13 protein-coding genes are annotated in these 18,814 nt (G+C 67.6%); 9 read left to right on the plus strand and 4 right to left on the minus strand.

Annotation, left to right across the window (positions count from 1 at the left end; translation table 11 throughout):
• Position 1: 1 nt before the first annotated feature.
• The 6 genes from ACIGKQ_RS21565 (at position 2) to ACIGKQ_RS21590 (ending at position 9,884) form a co-directional block, all read left to right on the plus strand.
• Positions 2–3,313, plus strand: a complete 3,312-nt coding sequence (locus ACIGKQ_RS21565) for a sarcosine oxidase subunit delta (RefSeq protein ID WP_396574911.1) — start codon at positions 2–4, stop codon at positions 3,311–3,313.
• Positions 3,306–3,872, plus strand: a complete 567-nt coding sequence (locus tag ACIGKQ_RS21570) for a sarcosine oxidase subunit gamma (protein WP_396574912.1) — start codon at positions 3,306–3,308, stop codon at positions 3,870–3,872. The genes ACIGKQ_RS21565 and ACIGKQ_RS21570 overlap by 8 nt, the downstream gene beginning before the upstream one ends.
• Positions 3,873–3,905: 33 nt before the next feature.
• On the plus strand, positions 3,906–4,754 hold the full coding sequence (gene purU / locus ACIGKQ_RS21575; RefSeq protein WP_266062957.1) for a formyltetrahydrofolate deformylase: 849 nt from the start codon (positions 3,906–3,908) through the stop codon (positions 4,752–4,754).
• 51 nt (positions 4,755–4,805) lie between these two features.
• Complete coding sequence (locus ACIGKQ_RS21580; protein WP_396574913.1) at positions 4,806–7,262, plus strand: FAD-dependent oxidoreductase; 2,457 nt, start codon at positions 4,806–4,808, stop codon at positions 7,260–7,262.
• A 13-nt stretch (positions 7,263–7,275) separates the two neighbouring features.
• The gene (locus ACIGKQ_RS21585; RefSeq protein ID WP_396574914.1) at positions 7,276–9,012 is read left to right on the plus strand and encodes a BCCT family transporter; all 1,737 of its coding nucleotides are present in this window, start codon (positions 7,276–7,278) and stop codon (positions 9,010–9,012) included.
• Between the two features lie 77 nt (positions 9,013–9,089).
• Positions 9,090–9,884 (plus strand): IclR family transcriptional regulator, encoded by a 795-nt coding sequence (locus ACIGKQ_RS21590; protein WP_396574915.1) that lies wholly within the window; start codon positions 9,090–9,092, stop codon positions 9,882–9,884.
• Here the strand turns inward: ACIGKQ_RS21590 and ACIGKQ_RS21595 are convergent.
• Complete coding sequence (locus ACIGKQ_RS21595; protein WP_396574916.1) at positions 9,854–12,055, minus strand: DUF2254 family protein; 2,202 nt, start codon at positions 12,053–12,055, stop codon at positions 9,854–9,856. The genes ACIGKQ_RS21590 and ACIGKQ_RS21595 overlap by 31 nt on opposite strands.
• A gap of 59 nt (positions 12,056–12,114) precedes the next feature.
• Here ACIGKQ_RS21595 and ACIGKQ_RS21600 point away from each other — a divergent pair, with 59 nt between their 5' ends.
• Both ACIGKQ_RS21600 and ACIGKQ_RS21605 read left to right on the plus strand, forming a co-directional pair.
• On the plus strand, positions 12,115–12,753 hold the full coding sequence (locus tag ACIGKQ_RS21600) for a response regulator (RefSeq protein WP_396574917.1): 639 nt from the start codon (positions 12,115–12,117) through the stop codon (positions 12,751–12,753).
• Positions 12,737–14,029 (plus strand): sensor histidine kinase, encoded by a 1,293-nt coding sequence (locus ACIGKQ_RS21605; protein WP_396574918.1) that lies wholly within the window; start codon positions 12,737–12,739, stop codon positions 14,027–14,029. The genes ACIGKQ_RS21600 and ACIGKQ_RS21605 overlap by 17 nt, the downstream gene beginning before the upstream one ends.
• Here ACIGKQ_RS21605 and ACIGKQ_RS21610 read toward each other — a convergent pair.
• From ACIGKQ_RS21610 to ACIGKQ_RS21620, 3 genes are all read right to left on the minus strand, one after another.
• Entirely contained in the window at positions 14,020–14,448 is a 429-nt protein-coding gene (locus tag ACIGKQ_RS21610) for a MerR family transcriptional regulator (protein WP_287017068.1), read from the minus strand. The genes ACIGKQ_RS21605 and ACIGKQ_RS21610 overlap by 10 nt on opposite strands.
• 4 nt (positions 14,449–14,452) lie before the next feature.
• Complete coding sequence (locus tag ACIGKQ_RS21615) at positions 14,453–15,958, minus strand: SulP family inorganic anion transporter (protein ID WP_235725624.1); 1,506 nt, start codon at positions 15,956–15,958, stop codon at positions 14,453–14,455.
• Between the two features lie 586 nt (positions 15,959–16,544).
• The gene (locus ACIGKQ_RS21620; protein ID WP_235726350.1) at positions 16,545–17,417 is read right to left on the minus strand and encodes a LysR family transcriptional regulator; all 873 of its coding nucleotides are present in this window, start codon (positions 17,415–17,417) and stop codon (positions 16,545–16,547) included.
• 95 nt (positions 17,418–17,512) lie between these two features.
• Here ACIGKQ_RS21620 and ACIGKQ_RS21625 point away from each other — a divergent pair, with 95 nt between their 5' ends.
• Positions 17,513–18,712 (plus strand): MFS transporter, encoded by a 1,200-nt coding sequence (locus ACIGKQ_RS21625; RefSeq protein WP_266062968.1) that lies wholly within the window; start codon positions 17,513–17,515, stop codon positions 18,710–18,712.
• Positions 18,713–18,814: the final 102 nt, after the last annotated feature.

The raw sequence follows: 18,814 nt of genomic DNA on the forward strand, positions 1-18,814 counted from the left end.
CATGCAGATGATCCCGTGCCCGCACTGCGGGCCCCGCGAAGAGACCGAGTTCCACTATGGCGCCGCCGCCGGCATCTCCTACCCCGAGCAGCCCGCCGAGCTCGACGACACCCACTGGGCGCACTACCTGTTCTTCCGCCCGAATCCCAAGGGTGCGATGGTCGAACGCTGGTGTCACACCGCCGGTTGCCGCCAGTGGTTCACCCTCGAGCGCGACACGGTGACGTACGAGTTCGTGGATGGCGAGACCCGCCGGCCCAACCGCTGGTCGATCTCGATACACGACTCACTCCGTTCGCCGCTACTCGATCCAAGGAGTAGTTCCGAGCCGCTAGGCGAGGAACGTATCGAGACCAGTCCCACCGCAAGCACTCTCGATACGCCCGACGGTGGGCTGATTTCGATACACCCCTCGCCTAGCGGCTCGGGGTTACTCAATCAGCAGAACGGGACCACGACCAGCGAAGAAGGTACCGACCTCACGTCGACCCCCACCCACGCCGAATCCCAACCCTTCCGCACCGGGACCGGCGGACGCATCGACCGATCCCGTCCCATCGACTTCGTCTTCGACGGGGTGACCTACCACGGCTACGCGGGCGACACCCTCGCCTCGGCGCTGCTCGCCAACGGCGTACGGGTCGTCACCAGCAGTGTCAACCTCGGCCGACCGCGCGGCATCACCGGCGCATGGGCCGAGGACGCGACCGCACAGGTCGGTGTCGACGCACCCTTCGTGGAGCCGATGATCCCCGCCACCACCGTCGCCCTGTGTCCCGGACTCGTCGCGCACGGCGTCCCCGGCTGGGGCAAGCTGAGCACCACCGTCGACGACGCACGCTACGACGCCCTGCACCACCATCCCGATGTCCTCGTGGTGGGGGCGGGTGCCGCCGGTCTCATGTCGGCCCTGATCTCCGCGCGGTCAGGTGCGCGGGTGTTGCTCGTCGATGAGCGAGGCGAGGCGGGCGGCGCGACACCCGGCGCCGGATGGGTGAGCGACGCCGTCGCCGAACTGGATTCCTATGATCACGTCACGCGCCTGACCCGCACCACCGCGTTCGGCGCTTACGACGACGGTTTCCTGCTCGCCGTCGAGCACCGCACCGACCACCTCGGTACTGCCGCGCCGACACACATCTCGCGGCAACGTGTGCACCGCATCCGGGCCCGTCGAATCGTCATCGCCACCGGCGCCCACGAACGCCCGATCGTGTTCGGCGGCAACGATCTGCCCGGCGTCTTGCTCGCCGGTGCCGGCGCCGAGTACCTGAAGCGGTACGGGGTGCGGGTGGGGCGTTCGGCGGTGGTGTTCACCGCCTGCGACGCAGCCTATGCGGCCGCCTTCGCTCTGATCGACGCCGGCATGTCGGTGCCCGCCATCGTCGACGTCCGGGAGACGGTGAGCACAGACCTACGCGAGAAGGCGCAGCGCCGCGGCGTCCCGATCCTGGCCGACACCACCGTGACCCGCGCGCACGGCACCGATGCGGTCACCGCGGTCGACCTGAGCGACGGCACTTCTATCGCCTGTGACACCGTCCTGGTCAGCGGCGGCTGGAACCCGGCGGTGCACCTGTGGAGCCAGCTGCGGGGAACGATCGCTTTCGACGACCACGCCGCGGCCTTCCTGCCCACCGGCACCGTGGCGAACACCGAGATCGTGGGCGCTGCAGCCGGTCTCACGACCTTGACGGCATGTCTGGCGAGCGGTCGACGCGGTGCGGTCGCGAGCCTGAACGGGCTCGGCCGGCCACTGCCGGAGTTCCGCGCAGTCCCGCGGGTCACCGAACGAACACCGGCGGCGCCCGCCGTCTGCTGGTATGTGCCCGATCCCGACACGGCGGACTCGACCTCGTTCGTCGACCTGCAGCGCGATGCGACCGTCGCCGACATCGCCCGGGCGTTGGGCGCGGGCATGCGGTCGGTGGAACATGTCAAGCGCTACACCACCATCGGCACCGGTCACGACCAGGGCAAGACATCGGGCATCGTGACATCGGGGATCGTCGCGCAGATGCTCGGCATCCCCGTGAACGACGCCGGCACCACCACGTTCCGTCCGCCCTACACCCCGGTCACCTTCGCCGCCCTCGCCGGCCGCGACCGCGGAGACGGCTACGACCCGGTGCGACGAACGCCGATCCACGACTGGCATGTCGAGCGCGGCGCCGTCTTCGAAGATGTCGGACAGTGGAAGCGACCGCGGTACTATCCACGCGGCGGCGAGGACATGCACGATGCCGTGCTGCGCGAGTGTGCCGCGGTCCGAACGGGTGTCGGCATCCTCGATGGCTCCACCCTCGGCGTCATCGACGTCGCCGGGCCCGACGCCCCGGCCTTCCTCGATCTGCTCTACACCAACATGATGAGCACGCTGCCGGTCGGCAAGGTGCGCTACGGCGTCATGTGCGGCGCGGACGGGATGGTCAAGGACGACGGTACGGTGATGCGGACCGCCGCCGACCGCTACACCGTCTACACCACCACCGGAAACGCCGCCGCGATCCTCGACTGGATGGAGGAGTGGCACCAGACCGAGTGGCCGGATCTGCGCGTGTGGATGACATCGCTGACCGACCAGGTGGCCACCTTCCCAGTGGTGGGACCCCGTTCCCGCGACGTCGTCGGGGCGGTGTTCGCCGACCTCGCCGTCTCGACCGAGGCCTTCGAATTCATGGGCTGGCGCGACACCACCTACCGCGGGGTGCCCGTCCGCGTCGGCCGCATCAGTTTCTCAGGTGAACTCGCCTACGAGGTCAACGTCGGCGCGAACTATGCCGATGCCCTGTGGCGGCAGCTGATCGCGGCAGGTGAACCGTACGGCATCACCCCCTATGGCACCGAGACGATGCATGTACTGCGTGCCGAGAAGGGCTACCCCATCATCGGTCAGGACACCGACGGCACCGTCACCCCGCACGACCTGGGGATGAGTTGGGCGGTGTCGAAGAAGAAGCCCGACTTCGTCGGCAAGCGGTCCTTCGCACGTGCCTCGGCGACGGCGCCCGACCGCAAACATCTGGTGGGCCTGTTGCCGACCGACGGCACCACCTGGCTGCCGGAGGGATCACAGATCATCTCCCACCGGACCGACCGCACGCTGCCGCCTCCGCCGGTGCCGATGCTCGGTCATGTGACGTCGAGCTACCGCAGCGCGGAACTGGGCCGGACGTTCGCGCTGGCGCTGGTGAAGGGTGGACGCGACCTGATCGGCACCCGACTCGACGTCCCGGTCGGCGACACACTGTGCGAAGTGGAGATCACCTCAACTGTTTTCGTCGATGCAGAAGGAGCGCGACGCGATGGCTGACACCACCATTCCCGATCTGGAGCCGACCCCGCCGCTACGCGACTGGTCGCAACGGTTCGCCGCCCTCGCCCCGGCGATCCTGCTGGCCGAGACCCCGGTTGCTCAGGCCGTGGTGCGTCCCACCGGGCCCGCGGCGAGTGCGCGACTCGAGCTGCCCGGGGTCTGCCGGATGCGGTCCAGCGGCCCGGAGACGACACTCTGGCTGGGGCCCGACGAGTTCTTGGTCTACACGGCCGGCGTCGCACCCCACGCGTTGACCGCAACGTTGGGCGATCGCGCCGGCGACAGCGCGTACGTGGCCGACATGTCGGGTCAGCGCACCCGACTGGTACTCGGCGGGCCCCACGCCGAAACCATCCTCGCCCACGGATGTGCCCTCGACCTCTCCCCGAACGGGTTCGGCGACGACGACGTCGTGCAGACACAACTCGCGCAGGCCGGCGTGATCATGCACCGCGTCCCGGGCGGGTTCGCGATCTTCGTCCGCAGCTCCTTCGCCGACTATCTCGCGGGGTGGCTCGTCGACGCCGCCACCGAGTACGTCGCCACAACCCCCTGATCCACCTTCCATCCCCACCCCGTAGAGGAACCCATGTCCGACCGATTCACCCTCACCCTGCGGTGCCCGTCCCGCGGCGGTGTCATGCACGCGATCAGCTCGTTCCTCTACAGCCACGGCTGCGAGGTGCTCGACCACCAGCAGTTCGACGACCCGATCACCCACACCCTGTTCGTGCGGACCGAGTTCGCGTCGGCCCGCCAGTCCGGCTCGGAGCAACTGTCAGCCGCCTTCGACCATCTCGCCAGTGGGTTGGACGCGGAGTACTCGATCGACGACCAGACGCCGCAGCGGATCCTGGTGATGGTGTCGCGTCTGGGGCACTGCCTCAACGACCTGATCTTCCGGTGGCGATCGGGCACCCTCGGCGGCGACCTCGTCGCGGTCGCCTCCAACCACACCGAGCTCGCGCCGATGGCCGAATCCGCGGGGCTGCCGTTCCATCACATCCCGGTGACACCGGACACCAAGGCGCAGGCCGAGACCGCGATGCTCGATCTGGTGTCGACCTACGACGTGGACCTGGTGGTGCTGGCGCGCTACATGCAGATCCTCTCCGACGAGACCTGTTCGGCCCTGCGTGGCCGCGCCATCAACATCCACCACTCCTTCCTGCCGGGTTTCAAGGGCGCCAAGCCGTATCACCAGGCGCACCAGCGGGGGGTGAAGTACGTCGGCGCCACCGCCCACTACGTGACCCCCGACCTCGATGAGGGACCCATCATCGAGCAGGAGGTCATCCGTATCGACCACACCCACGACCCCCGGCGACTGGCCTTTGCCGGTAGCGACGCCGAGGCGTTGGCGCTGTCGCGTGCCGTGCGCTGGCACAGCGAGAACCGGGTGCTGATGAACGGCACCAGCACCGTCGTCTTCACCTGACCCGCACCCGTGCTACCGACCCAGAACCCCACCCGAGAAAGACAGATTCCCATGGCTGCACCGAAAGTCGTGATCGTCGGCGCCGGCATCGTCGGCACCTCCCTCGCCGACGAGCTCACCGCGCGCGGCTGGACCGACGTCACGGTCCTCGACCGCGGCCCGCTGTTCGCCACCGGCGGCTCCACCTCGCACGCACCCGGTCTCGTCTTCGCGACGAACCCGTCCAAGACGATGACCGAACTCGCCTCGTACACCATCGAGAAGTTCTCCTCGCTCGAACACCCCGACGGCTGGTGCTTCAACCCGCTGGGCGGGCTCGAACTCGCCACCACCCCGGAGCGCTGGGAAGACTTGCACCGCAAGGCCGGCTGGGCGGCCGCGCGCGGTGTCGAGCATCGGCTCGTCGACGCCGCGGAGTGCGCCGCCATGTACCCGCTGATCGACCGCGATCTCGTCCTCGGCGGACTGCACACCCCCAACGACGGTCTCGCCAAGGCGATGCGCGCAGTAGAGGCCCAGGCAGCTCGTGCCATGTCGCGGGGTGCGGTGTTCCGCGGCGAGCAGGAGGTGATCGACGTCGTCGAGGCCAACGGTGAGGTCCGCGGCGTGCGGACCACGACCGGAGTTGTCGACGCTGACATCGTGGTGTGCTGCACCGGTTTCTGGGGTCGCGAGTTCGGCCGCCGGGTGGGGCTCACCATCCCGCTGGTGCCGATGGCCCACCAGTACGCGATCACCACCGCCATCGACTCCCGCCGCGGGGTCAACTCCGCTCTGGCCGAGGCGTCGCTGCCGATCCTGCGACATCAGGATCACGACCTGTACTACCGCGAGCACGGCGACCGCATCGGTATCGGCTACTACGGCCATCGCCCGATGCCGTCGGATGTGGGCAACCTCGACTACGAGACGAAGATCTCGCTCGACGAGATGCCCTCGAAACTCATGTTCACCCCTGACGACTTCGACGACGCCTGGCAGCACACCGTCGCGCTGCTGCCCGAACTCGGCAACGGGAAGGTGGAGGAGGGCTTCAACGGCATCTTCTCCTTCACCCCGGACGGCCATTCGATCATGGGCGAACACCGCGACCTTGCCGGATTCTGGGTGGCCGAGGCGGTCTGGGTCACCCATTCGGCCGGCGTGGCGAAGACCATGGCCGAGTGGATGATCGACGGAACCCCCGGGATCGACGTGCACGAGACCGACCTGTACCGCTTCGAGGACGAGGCGCTGCGCGACGACGTCATCCTGGCCACCAGTTCGCAGTCCTTCGTGGAGGTCTACGACATCGTCCACCCGCACGATCAGCGGAAGGCGCCGCGCAACGTCCGCACCAGCCCCTTCCACGACCGCGAGGTGAATCTCGGCGCCGAATTCTGGGAGAGCGGCCTCTGGGAACACCCCGCCTGGTTCGAGGCCAACCGGCCGCTGCTCGAGCAGAAGGTCGCCGACGGTCTGCAGATCCCGCAGCGCGATCCCTGGGCCGCCCGGCACTGGTCGCCGATCGCGGTCGCGGAGGCGGCGCACACCCGCAGTCATGTCGCCGTGTACGACATGACTCCGCTGACCCGATTCGAACTCTCCGGGCCCGGCGCGCTGGCCCTGCTGCAGCAGCTCACCACCAACAACATGGACAAATCCGTGGGCTCCGTGACCTACACGCTGATGCTCGACGACAAGGGCGGTGTCCGTTCGGATCTGACCGTCGCCCGCCTCACCGACAACCTGTTCCAGGTGGGCGCCAACGGCCCGCTGGACTTCGACTGGATCACCCGCCACCTCCCGGCGGACGGTTCGGTGACCTTGCGCGACATCACCGCGGCCACCTGCTGCCTCGGACTGTGGGGACCGCTGGCGCGCGACGTGCTGGCACCACTGACCCCGGCCGACCTGACCAATGACGGGCTGCGGTACTTCCGCGCGATGACGACCACCGTCGGCGCGGTGCCGGTGACCCTGATGCGGGTGTCGTATGTGGGGGAACTCGGCTGGGAGATCTACACCTCGGCGGCCAACGGCCGGGCGCTGTGGGACGCCGTGATGGCGGCGGGCGAACCGCACGGCATCATCGCGGCCGGCCGGATCGCCTTCAACAGCCTGCGCATCGAGAAAGGGTATCGCTCGGCCGGAACCGACATGACCATCGAGCACACCCCGGCCGCCGCGGGCCTCGACTTCGCCGTCCGCATGTCCAAGGACGATTTCCTCGGGAAGTCGGCACTGGCCGAACGCGGCGCGCCGAGCAGACTGCGCACCCTGCGGTTCACCGACCTCGCCGCCGTCGTGCTCGGCAAGGAACCGGTGGCGGTGAACGGCGCGGTCGTCGGCTACATCACCAGCGCCGGCTGGTCGGCGACCGTCGGGGCGTGCCTGGCGTACGCGTGGCTGCCCGCGGACCTGGCCGACGGTAGCCAGGTCGAGATCTACTACCAGACAACGCAGTACACGGCTGTCGTCACCTCCGAACCGGTGGTCGACCCCGAGATGACCCGAATCCGGAAGTGACCCGAGAGGCAGCATGAACAACCACCTCACCGCCCCTGCCCGAGCCCGCATCGACCCCACCGTGTTCGGTGTGACCGCCGCACTGGTGGTCGGCTTCCTGATCTGGGGTCTGGCTGCCCCCGACAACCTGTCCGCGGTCAGCGCCGGCATTCTCGGGTGGATCACCGGCAGCCTCGGCTGGCTGTTCATCCTGTCCGCCAACGGATTCGTGGTGTTCGCGGTGTGTCTCGCGCTGAGCAAGTACGGCAAGATCCCGCTCGGCAAGGACGGTGAGAAGCCGGAGTACCGCACCATCAGCTGGATCGCGATGATGTTCAGCGCCGGGATGGGCATCGGACTGATGTTCTTCGGCTCCTACGAACCGCTGTATCACTTCGTCGAGGCGCCGCCGGGGATGTCGGCAGGCGATGTGCGCACCGCGATGGCCACGACGATGTCCCACTGGGGATTTCACCCCTGGGCCATGTATGCCGTCGTCGGTCTGGCACTGGCGTACAGCACCCACCGGCTGGGCCGCAAGCAGCTGATGAGCGCCGTCTTCGCTCCCCTGCTGGGCGAGCAGACCAATGGGGCCGGCGGCAAGATCATCGACATCCTCGCGATCTTCGCCACCCTGTTCGGGACGGTCGCATCTCTGGGTCTCGGTGCGCTGCAGATCGGTTCGGGTCTGGCCAAGGTCGGTTGGGCCGACAACCCGGGCACCATGTTGTTGGTCGCGATCATCGCCGTGTTGACCGCCGCATTCGTGGCGTCGGCCGTGTCGGGCGTCGCCAAGGGCATCCAGTGGCTGTCCAACATCAACATGGTGTTGGCCATCGTCCTGGCCGTGTTCGTGTTCGCGGTGGGTCCGACGGTGTTCATCCTGAACCTGATGCCCACCACCCTGGGTGCCTACGCCAACGACATCACCGCGTTCTCGGCGCGGTCATCGGCGACCGTCGACGCCGCCGGGGAGAGCTGGTTGGCCGGCTGGACCATCTTCTACTGGGCGTGGTGGGTGTCGTGGACGCCGTTCGTGGGCATGTTCCTGGCGAAGATCAGCAAGGGCCGCAGCATCCGCGAGTTCGTGATCGGGGTGATGGTGGTGCCGACGACCGTGTCGCTGGTGTGGTTCTGCGTCTTCGGCGGCACCGCCATCCGGGAGCAAACCGACGGCGTGATGGGTTTCGACGCGGCCACCGCCGCTTCCGAGGACACACTCTTCCAGGTGCTCGATCATCTGCCGCTGACGGGAATCGCCTCGGCGCTGGTGATGATCCTGGTGGCGATCTTCTTCGTCTCGGGTGCGGACTCCGCGTCGTTGGTGATGGGCACACTGTCCGAGCGTGGCGCCCACGAACCGTCCCGATCGGTGACCATCTTCTGGGGCGTGCTCACCGGCGCGGTGGCGGCGCTGCTGCTGGCCATGAGCGGCGATGACGGCCTCAACGGGATCAAGCAGATGGCCATCATCGCCGCTCTGCCGTTCGTGGTGGTGATGATCGGGATGTGCCTGTCGCTCTACCTGGACCTGCGTCGCGACCCGTTGATCGTGGCGCGTTCACAGCTCGACGACCAGGTGGATCGACACATCCGTGCGCAGGCGGAGAAGATCGGGACCGGCGAGATCGTCGTGGTCGATCCGGTGACGCTCGAGCGGCCACCACGCACTCGCCGGCGGATCCGCCGGCGCATCGACACCACCATCGACATCACAGTGGCCGCGGACGGCGCACCCGTCGGCGCGGCAGACGGGGACCCCCGGCCATGACGGGGCGGGCGCATCTCGCGGCCGTACGCGGCGGGGCTCCGGACCCGACGAACCGGACAGGTACCCTGGGCGCTGCGATGGCTGAGGAGAGTGCGGAGACCGACCGACCCGTAGGTGCCGTCGATCGGGCGCTACAGGTCATGGAGCTCATCGGCACCGCCGGTCAAGCCGGGGTCACCGAGCTGGCCCTCGAGCTGGGTGTGCACAAGTCCACCGTCTCGCGCATCCTCTCGTCGCTGGAGGCGCGCGGATTCGTCGAACAGGTGCCGGACGGACGCAAGTATCGCATCGGGTTGACGGTCGTCCGCCTGGCCGGTTCGACGATGGCGACGCTCGACATGACCAAATGCGGTCAGGAAACCTGCGACGCGGTGGCGGCGCAGACCGGCGAGACCACCAACCTCGCGGTCCTCAACCAGTCGCAGGCGATCAATGTCATCGAGGCGGCCGGCTCGTCGAGCGTCGCGCTGCGGACCTGGGTCGGACAGGCGTCACCGGCGTACGCGACGTCCTCGGGCAAGGTGCTGCTGGCCGAGCTGCCCGAGACCGAACTCCGCGACATGCTCTCCGGGGAGCTCGAGCGCTTCACGGAATCCACCATCGTCGACATCGACGAACTGGTCGACGAACTCCGCACGATCAAGCGCCGAGGCTGGGCGATGGCGGTGGAAGAACTCGAGGTCGGTCTGGTGGCGTTCGCCGCCCCGGTGCGCGATCACACCGGCGAGCTCGTGTGGGCGCTCAGCGTCTCCGGCCCGCGCTACCGACTCGATCCCGATGATGCACAGGAGATCGTGACAACAGTCACCGCTGCCGCAGCCGACCTCAGCCGACTGTTCGGCTACCGCGCGGCGGGGTCGACCGGCGCCTGACCCTGCGACGTCGTGTTGATCTGCAACCGGCGGTGGCGTACCCGCCCTTCTTCCGAGCCGTAGCCCTGCCGGTCGGCGGCCTGCGCCAGGCGCCGATCCAGGGGTGTCGCCCAGTCGGCGTCGACCTCCGCGTCGAGCGCGGCCATCCGCTCCCGCAGCGCGGACTGTTGGTCGGGACCGCATTGTTCGCACAGGGTGTCGTAGAGCGCGCGCAGCCGTCGTTGCACCTGAATCGAGCTCCGACCGAAGTGCCGGACCTGGTCGGTGGCGATACCCACATAGTCGCCCCAGGTGCGCCGATACCCGCCGATGAGGGTCAGCGTGCGGTGCTGCTCCTCGGCCGCCACCCGTGGGGCCAGCATCAGCAGCAGATCCTCGGCGTGATCGATCGCCTGCACCGCCCGGCTGGGGTCGTTGATCGACGGTGACAGCGCCTTGAGCGCGACGTCGGAGATGGCCTGCAACGCAGCGGCCGGACTCACTGACGGACGGTGGGTGTCGCCGAACAGCAGACACGACAACAGCTGTGCGGGACGCACGTGACGATCGTCGCCGACGATCTCGAACACCCCGACGTTGTGTGGCACATAGTCGCCGACCCCCACCAGCAGGTCGACCCGGACATCCCATCGGATGGCCAGGCGCTGGATGCGGTCGAGGTTGATCGCCAGCAGCACACGTCCCTGCGTCGGCGCATCGCGCAGGGTCACCACCTGGGTCACCGGTCGCGGGTCGTCGTCGGTGGCGGTGGTGCCGCCCACGGCTTCTCCGGCCGGGTACGGCTGATGATCGGGATACTGCCGATACACCGCAAGACGTCCCTGCGATTCGATCCACCGCAACAACTGCGTCGAGTTGAGGATGCTGCCGACCTTGCCGATCAGCACGATGAACATGAACGCACTGGCCAGCGCCAGCGCGATCGCGATCGAGGTCGACACGGCCGGGGCGTCGGTCCCGTCGGACACCGTGGTCAGATCGACCGCCACGATCAGGGTGAACGCGAACGTCGACAGGAACAGGCCGACCGATGCGCGCATCACCCGGTCCTGCTGCAGCATCGGGATCACCCGGATGGAGATCTGCGAGGCACCGAACTGCATCGCCAGGGTGACCGCGGTGAACACCAGACCGGTGAGGGTGGCCATCGCGCCGGCGATGACGCCGAGCAGGGTGGCCGTGGTGCCGGCGTCGAGGACGTAGGTGGCGAACGAATCGTCGATGGAGATCGCGATCAAACCGGCCACGATCGCCGCCGACACCATGAACGTCGGCAGTCGCCACGGCGGTTCACGTTTCAGTTCGCGACGGGTGCGGCGCCAGCGCACTGCCGTGATCAGCCGGCCGGGTGCGCGATCGACGGCAACGGGGTCGACGTGTGGTTCGCGTGGCGGTGTCGCCGGCTGCTCCGGCAACCCGAACCGACCGGCGACCGCCTCCTGCGCGACGATCTTCGCGCGCACGATGGGTTCCCGGTAGCGCATTTCGCGGTCGGTCGCCTTCTGCTGTTTGTGTGGGCGGTTGCCGTATCGCCACCGCGCCCACGGGGAACGGGGTCGGGCCACCCGGATTGCCCCGAACAGCAACAGGAACGGGAAGAACAAGCCGATCAACCCGGTCCACACCTTGCCTTTGAGCAGGGTGATGATCGCAAAGCAGACGTTGATCGTCACCGCCAGTACCACACCGGCACGGGTCGAATTGTCGGTTGCGTCGCGGAATTCGCCGACCACATCGTTGGCACCGAAGGGGTGCACGCCCATCAGGAACAGCAATCCGATCGCGATCGCCACGAACACTGCGTCGATCGAGGTGCGGCCCTCCTCCGACCAGTACACGTCGCGCAGGTGCAGCAAAAGCGCGAACTCGTCGAGCACCAGCGCCGCACCGATTCCGAACAGCGCCGCGAGAATACAGTCGGCCACCGGCGTGCGGAACGGGTCGACGGCGAAGAACCCGAACCCGGACAGCAGCATCAGCATCATGCCGAAGAACACGTGATGCACGTGCACACCGCCGGGCGTCACATTGCCCGGCCACCAGCTCACCTCGGCGCGAATCATCCGCACGCTGAACCGGATGAACAGGAAGGTGAGTACGAACGCGATCAGCAGGAAGAACAGCGGCAGCCGACCCGTCTCGACGATCGTGCGATCGAACCAACCCGCCATGGGGTCGACCCTACTGCGATATCGTCCGACCGCAGGGCTTCGGCGCATATCCTGAGCCGATGGATCGGCTGGTGACCGCGGTGGTGATCGACGACCACCCGTTCTTCCGGGATGGAGTCTCGCGTGGGCTCACCCAGAGTGGGCGGGTGCGCGTCGTCGGCGAGGCGGCCGACGGTGCGAGTGGGCTGGACCTCATCCGCCGCGAGCAGCCCGACGTGGCGGTCGTGGACTATCAGATGCCCGGGGTGACCGGAGTGGATGTGGCTCACGCGGTGACTCGCGACGGCCTGCGCACCCGAGTGCTGTTGTTGTCAGCGGTGACCGACGGCCCGATCGTGTTCACCGCCCTCGAGGAGGGCGCCTGCGGGTACCTGTCGAAGGATGCCGACCGCGACGAGATCGTGGGCGCGGTGACCCGGGTCGCGAACGGCGAGACGGTGGTTCCGCCGCAGCTCGCGGCCGGTCTGGTGGGCGAGATACGGTTGCGGTCGCAGCCCGACGTGCCTGCGCTCTCCGAGCGGGAACGTCAGGTGCTCGACGGTTTCGCCCGCGGCAAGTCGATCCCGCAGGTCGCCGCGGAGCTCTACATCGGTGCGGCGACGATTAAGACCCACACGCAGCGCCTGTACGAGAAGTTGGGGGTCTCCGATCGCGCTGCCGCGGTCGCCGAGGCGATGCGCCGTGGCCTCCTCGAGTAGCCCGCCACCGCGCCTCGGCCTCGCCGAGCTCGCCGAGGAGCAGCGAATCGACACGATCCTGGTCGCGCATGCGCTGCAGGGCATCCGGATTCAGGTGCTGCTGCGGTTGCTGCTCACGATCTTCGTGGTGCTGTCGGTGACGGTGGAGCCGCCGATCTATTCGACAACGCTCTGCATCGCACTGGCCGCGGCCTACGCCGGATGGTGCGCGTTGGGTGCCATCCTGGCGCCACGGGTCGGTCTGCTCGCTATCCGGTTTTCCTGGCTGATCCTGCTCGTCGACCTGTGTGCGCTCGTCGCGGTCACCGCGGTGGCCAGTGGTTCGGATCAGATCAGTTGGACTGCAGACGTTCTGGTGACCGGTTTCGCGATCGTGCCGATGATCGCGGCGATCAGCATGCGTCCACTGGTGTGCGCGGCGGTGGTGATCCCCACGGTGGTGGTCTATTTCGCGGCTCAGGTGATCGCCCGCATCCCCAACGGGCGGCCATGGTCGGTAATCGCGCTCGAGACCCTCGTGATCGTCGTTCTCGCGTTGGGCGCGGTGCTGCTGTCGCGGCTGCAGCGCTCCCGGGTGGAGACCATCGGATCGCTCGCCGCGCAACGTCGTCGGCTACTCGACGACGTGATGCAGATCGAACAGCGTGAGCGTCGCGACCTTGCCGAACATCTGCACGACGGCGCGTTGCAGTACGTGCTGGGGGCACGTCAGGAGCTGGCTTCGCTCGGCGAGGGCCCGTACGACGCCGAGAGCATAGCGCGGATCGACGGGGCACTGCGATCCGCTGCGCAGCTGCTGCGGTCCACCCTGGGCGAACTGCATCCGGCCGTGCTGGATCAGGCCGGCCTCGCCGTGGCGCTGGCGGATCTCGCGCGCTCGGTCGAGCAGCGCTCCACACTCACGATCGCCGTCGACGCTGTCGGATGGCCGGACGACCTCCGCTCACCAGCCGACCCGCTTCTGTTCGCCACCGCGCGTGAGCTCCTCACCAATGTCGTGAAGCATGCCGGGGCGACGAGGGTGGACCTCACCGTCGAGATCGATGACGGACGCGGGCGGCTCGTGGTGCTCGACGACGGTGTCGGCATCGACGAGGCCGCACTGTCGGATCGCGTGGCCGGCGGACACATCGGGCTGGCGTCGCGACGGGTGCGGCTGGGAGGCCAGGGCGGGTCGTTGACCGTGCGGCGGCATCCCGACGGCGGCACGGTGGCGATCGCCGAGATACCGATGAGCGAGGTACCGATGGGTGGGCTACACCTCGGTCATGAGTGAGCGCCCGCCCGAGCCGCGAGTTGCTCGGTGAGTTCCTCGGCGTAGGCCAACTGCCGCGCCAGCTTTCGGCACGATTCCTGTGCCCGTTGATGGAATTCGGCGAGTTCGGCACCGGCGGCTGCCTTGTCGTCAGCAGACGCTTCCGGGTCGTCGAGGACCGCTTCGGCATCGAGCAATCGGCGCATGTCGTCGAGACTGAACCCGGCAGGCTTCATCCGGCGGATCACCAACAGTCGGTCGATGTCGCCGGGCGTGTAGAGCCGGAAGCCGCCCGCCGACCGTGCCGACGGGACGACGAGGCCCACCTCGTCGTAGTGCCGGATCGTCTTGATGGACAGTTCGGTGCGATGGGCCACCTCCCCGATCTGGAGCAGATCGTCGGCGGCCGCCGGCGTGTCCGGTTTCTCGGTCCCCGTCATGGTGTCAGTGTGCCCCGGACAGATGACCACTGAGCCGTTCGTGACGCTGCGCGCTGCTGTCGTTGAGGCCCACGATCGTCGCCGTCTTGCCCTTCGCCGCGTACTTGGTGGTGATGGCGTCGAGGGTGGCGACGGTGGAGGCGTCCCAGATGTGGGAGTCGCTCATGTCGATGACGACGTTGCGCGGGTCGCCGACGTAGTCGAACTGATAGACCAGGTCGTTGCTGGAGGCGAAGAACAATTCGCCGCGTACTGCGTAGACGCGTGTGTCGTCGTCAGGGTGCGCGACGTCGACGACCTCGGTCAGATGCGCGACCCGGCGGGCGAACAGCACCATCGCGGTGATCACGCCGACGATCACACCGTAGGCCAGGTTGTGGGTCACCACAGTCACCACCACGGTCGCGAGCATCACGGTGATCTCACTCTTGGGCATGCGGCGCAACGTCTTCGGATTGATGCTGTGCCAGTCGAAGGTGCCCACCGACACCATGATCATCACCGCGACGAGCGCCGCCATCGGGATCAGCGCCACCACATCCCCGAGGCCGACGACCAGGATCAGCAGGAACACACCGGCCAGGAGGGTCGAGATGCGCGTGCGTGCGCCGGAGGACTTCACGTTGATCATCGTCTGGCCGATCATCGCGCACCCGCCCATGCCGCCGAAGAATCCGGTGACGATGTTGGCCACACCCTGCCCGACGGCCTCCCGGGACTTGTCGGAGTGGGTGTCGGTGATGTCGTCGACGAACTTCGCCGTCATCAACGATTCCAGCAGTCCGACCAGCGCCATGGTGAACGCGTACGGCGCGATGATGGTGAGGGTGTCCCACGTGAACGGGACATCGGGGATGAGCCAGGCGGGCAGGCTGTCAGGCAGTTCGCCTTCGTCGCCGACGTTGGGGACCGAGAGACTGGCGGCGATGGTGACCGCGGTGAGCAGCACGATCGCCACCAGCGGCGCCGGGATCACCGTGGTCATCCGCGGCATGAACACGATGATGGCGATGCCGATGGCGACCATCGGATACACCAGCCACGGCACCCCGATCAGGTGCGGCAGCTGCGCACTGAAGATGAGGATGGCCAAGGCGTTGACGAAGCCGACCATGACGCTGCGCGGGATGAACCGCATCAGCTTGGCCACGCCGAGCCCGCCGAGCAGCATCTGGAAGACGCCGGCGAGGATCACCGCGGCGATCAGGTAGTCGAGGCCATGGCTGTCCACGAGCGGCGCCACGACCAGCGCCACCGCGCCGGTCGCCGCCGAGATCATCGCGGGTCGGCCGCCGACGATGGCGATGGTGACCGCCATGGTGAACGACGCGAACAGGCCCACCCGGGGGTCGACGCCGGCGATGATGGAGAACGAGATGGCCTCCGGGATCAGCGCCAGCGCGACGACGAGTCCGGCGAGCACCTCGGTGCGCAGTCGGCGCGGGGACCGCAGTGCGGCCAGGACCGACTGCTCCTGCTGGGGCGAGACCACAGTGGTGGTCGACGACATGGACGTCTCCTTCGGCCGCGCACGGCGGCACACGGTGATCGCGTCACCTGACGATGCTGGGCACCGACCGCACCGTTGCGGTCGGCGAGAAAGATGCCGGCGGGCAGACCGCCGGACGCAGCTCGGAACTCTACCCTTCGGGGAGGGTAGAGTTGCAAATCCCCGGCCCCGCTGTGGTGCGAAACACCCGGTGCGCGCCCGCCACAGTCCCCTGCCGCCGATCGAGTAGCCCGAAACGCCAACCGAAGCCGCCCCTTTCCGCTGATCGAATAACCCCAGGCGCTACCGAGGCTCACCCTTCTCGCTGATCGAGTAGCCCGAGGCACTAGCCGAGGCTCACCCTTCTCGCTGATCGAGTAGCCCGAGGCGCTAGCCGAGGGCGTATCGAGATCCCCCCGCACCTCACGGCCCACCGATCGGTGGCCATCACCTCCACCACCGGATCCCCCGGTCGGCGGACCTTGCGAACGCCAGGTCACGGCAAAGTTCTCGGTGTCACCATCGTCGGCTTCGATCAGTGGCGAGTCCCCGCTGCGCGCCGGCCCGCGGCAGTGAAAGCGCCGGTCGGCGCTTGGTTCGTCCGCGCTCAGTCGGCGCGCGCTCGGTCGACCACGAAGTCCCGGAATCGGTCCGCCGCATCCGGCAACGGTCTCGGACGAAACCACGTCAGCCCGATCTCGCGAGACTCGTCGGCCAGCGGGATCAGCTCCACGCCCGGTCGGAGCGCAGTGTCATCGACGGGCACCACCCCGATCCCCAAACCGGCACCCACCAGACCCGTGATGGTGGTCAGTTCGGCGGATTCGAAGGCGATGGTCGGCGCGATATCGGCTGCGGCACAGAGCTCGTCGACGATGCGCCGCATCCCGTATCCGCGCTGCATCACGATGAACTCCTCGTCGGCGGCCTCGGCGAGCCCGATGACCGAACGCCCGGCGAAGCGATGGCCCCGCGGAACCACCAGGGCGAGATTCTGCTGTGCTATCGCGAGCCATGCCATGTCGGTACGCATCGGCCGGGGTGAAACGATCGCGAGATCCGCCTCGCCACGGGCCACGTGATCGACCACCGTGGCCGCCGCATCCTGGGTGAGGGTGAACCGGGCCCCGGGATTGGCGTCTCGGAAACCCTTGATCAGATCGGGGACCAGCGCAACGCCGAAGGAATGCAGAAAGGCCAAGCGGATCGGTCCCTGCGCGGGCCGAGTCATGTCCTCGATCTCCCGTCGCGCGGTGTCGAGTTGGACCCGGGCGCGCCGGGAGCGCTCGAGGTAGACGCGCCCGAAGCGGTTGAGGACGAGTCGCCGTCCGTGCCGATCGAACAGCGGAACTCCGAGGTCGAGCTCGAGGCGCGCGACGAAACGAGACAGCGTCGGCTGCGAAACGTGAACCTGTTCGCCGGCCGCAGTCAGGTTCTCCGCCTCTGCGATGGCGATAAACCAGTCCAGTTCATCGTGCATCAGACTCAATCTACCTGCAATTATTCCCATCTGCATAAGAGACTGGCACATGCTTCATTTTGCGCATCTGCGATGTGGTGCTTGCCTGAGTAGCGATGACGACCACAGCCTCTACAGCCGCGAGGACCGGATACACCCCGGGCACACCCGGGTATCGCCGTGCCACCATCGCGTTGTTCGCCGCCGGCATGACGACATTCATGGCGCTCTACTATGTGCAGGCCCTATTGCCGCAGTTGTCGGATCATTTCGGTGTCTCCCCCACCTCCGCGGCATTGTCGGTATCGCTGACGACCGGTTTCCTGGCCGTCGCGATCATCCCGGCCAGCGTCTTGTCGGAGCGCTTCGGTCGGGTGCGCATCATGGCGATCTCCGCGCTGGCCGCATCGATCGTCGGCATCCTGCTGCCGTGGGCGCCGACCATTGAACTGCTGTTGGTCGGCCGCGGACTCCAGGGCGTGCTGTGCGCTGGGGTGCCGGCAGTGGCGATGGCCTACCTCGCCGAGGAGATCGACGGCGGGTCGCTCGGCACCGCAATGGGTCGCTACATCGCCGGAACCACCATCGGCGGCTTGACCGGTCGCCTGATCCCGGGCTTCGCCGTCGACGTGGTGACATGGCAGTGGGCCCTAGAGATCGCCTGCCTGGTGTCGCTGGCCTTCGCCATCATCTTCTGGCGGACCGTCCCGGCGTCGCAGTTCTTTGCCCCGCAACGTATCTCACCGGCCACCACGATCGGTAACCTGCTCGGCCATCTGCGCAACCCGGGACTGCTCCCACTGTTCCTCCTCGGTTTCGTGCTGATGGGCGGATTCGTCACCGTCTACAACTTTTTGGGCTACCGCCTGCTGCGTGGCCCCTTCGGGCTCAGCGAGGCAGTGGTCGCAACCGTGTTCGTGATGTACCTGGCGGGCACCTTCTCCGCGACGATCGCAGGCCGGTTCGCCGACCGATGGGGACGACGGCCGGTACTGATCGCCGCGGTGTCGAGCATGCTGGTCGGTCTCGGCCTGACCGTGCCCGACAATCTCCCAATCGTGCTGGTCGGCATGTTCGTGTTCACCGCGGCCTTCTTCGCCGCGCACTCGGTGGCCAGCAGCTGGGTGTCGGCGCGCGCCACCGATCACCGTGCCGAGGCATCGTCGCTCTACCTGTTCCACTACTACCTCGGGAGTTCGGTGGTGGGTGCGCTGGGCGGGCTGGCGTTCTCCGCGTTCGGATGGGTGGGTGTAGCCACATACGTCGCGGTGCTGGTGGCGGCGGGTCTGGGCCTGGCCGTATTCGGGCAGGAATGACCCCCGATCAGTACGGTGGTGGGTTCTGTGTGTTCCAGCGTTCCATGGCGCGGGTGTCGGCGCGCTCTACCGATTTCGCGCGTTGGCCGCGGAGGGTGTCGA

Source organism: Gordonia sp. NPDC062954 (assembly GCF_044543825.1).
Taxonomy (GTDB): domain Bacteria; phylum Actinomycetota; class Actinomycetes; order Mycobacteriales; family Mycobacteriaceae; genus Gordonia; species Gordonia tangerina.

Excerpts from the sequence above, each read along its gene's own strand:
- ACIGKQ_RS21565 (WP_396574911.1), top strand. The coding sequence starts at position 2 with ATGCAGATGATCCCGTGCCCGCACTGCGGGCCCCGCGAAGAGACCGAG.
- ACIGKQ_RS21585 (WP_396574914.1), top strand. The coding sequence starts at position 7,276 with ATGAACAACCACCTCACCGCCCCTGCCCGAGCCCGCATCGACCCCACC.
- ACIGKQ_RS21570 (WP_396574912.1), top strand. The coding sequence starts at position 3,306 with ATGGCTGACACCACCATTCCCGATCTGGAGCCGACCCCGCCGCTACGC.
- ACIGKQ_RS21615 (WP_235725624.1), bottom strand. The coding sequence starts at position 15,958 with ATGTCGTCGACCACCACTGTGGTCTCGCCCCAGCAGGAGCAGTCGGTC.
- ACIGKQ_RS21595 (WP_396574916.1), bottom strand. The coding sequence starts at position 12,055 with ATGGCGGGTTGGTTCGATCGCACGATCGTCGAGACGGGTCGGCTGCCG.
- purU (WP_266062957.1), top strand. The coding sequence starts at position 3,906 with ATGTCCGACCGATTCACCCTCACCCTGCGGTGCCCGTCCCGCGGCGGT.
- ACIGKQ_RS21620 (WP_235726350.1), bottom strand. The coding sequence starts at position 17,417 with ATGCACGATGAACTGGACTGGTTTATCGCCATCGCAGAGGCGGAGAAC.
- ACIGKQ_RS21580 (WP_396574913.1), top strand. The coding sequence starts at position 4,806 with ATGGCTGCACCGAAAGTCGTGATCGTCGGCGCCGGCATCGTCGGCACC.
- ACIGKQ_RS21610 (WP_287017068.1), bottom strand. The coding sequence starts at position 14,448 with ATGACGGGGACCGAGAAACCGGACACGCCGGCGGCCGCCGACGATCTG.
- ACIGKQ_RS21625 (WP_266062968.1), top strand. The coding sequence starts at position 17,513 with ATGACGACCACAGCCTCTACAGCCGCGAGGACCGGATACACCCCGGGC.
- ACIGKQ_RS21590 (WP_396574915.1), top strand. The coding sequence starts at position 9,090 with ATGGCTGAGGAGAGTGCGGAGACCGACCGACCCGTAGGTGCCGTCGAT.
- ACIGKQ_RS21600 (WP_396574917.1), top strand. The coding sequence starts at position 12,115 with ATGGATCGGCTGGTGACCGCGGTGGTGATCGACGACCACCCGTTCTTC.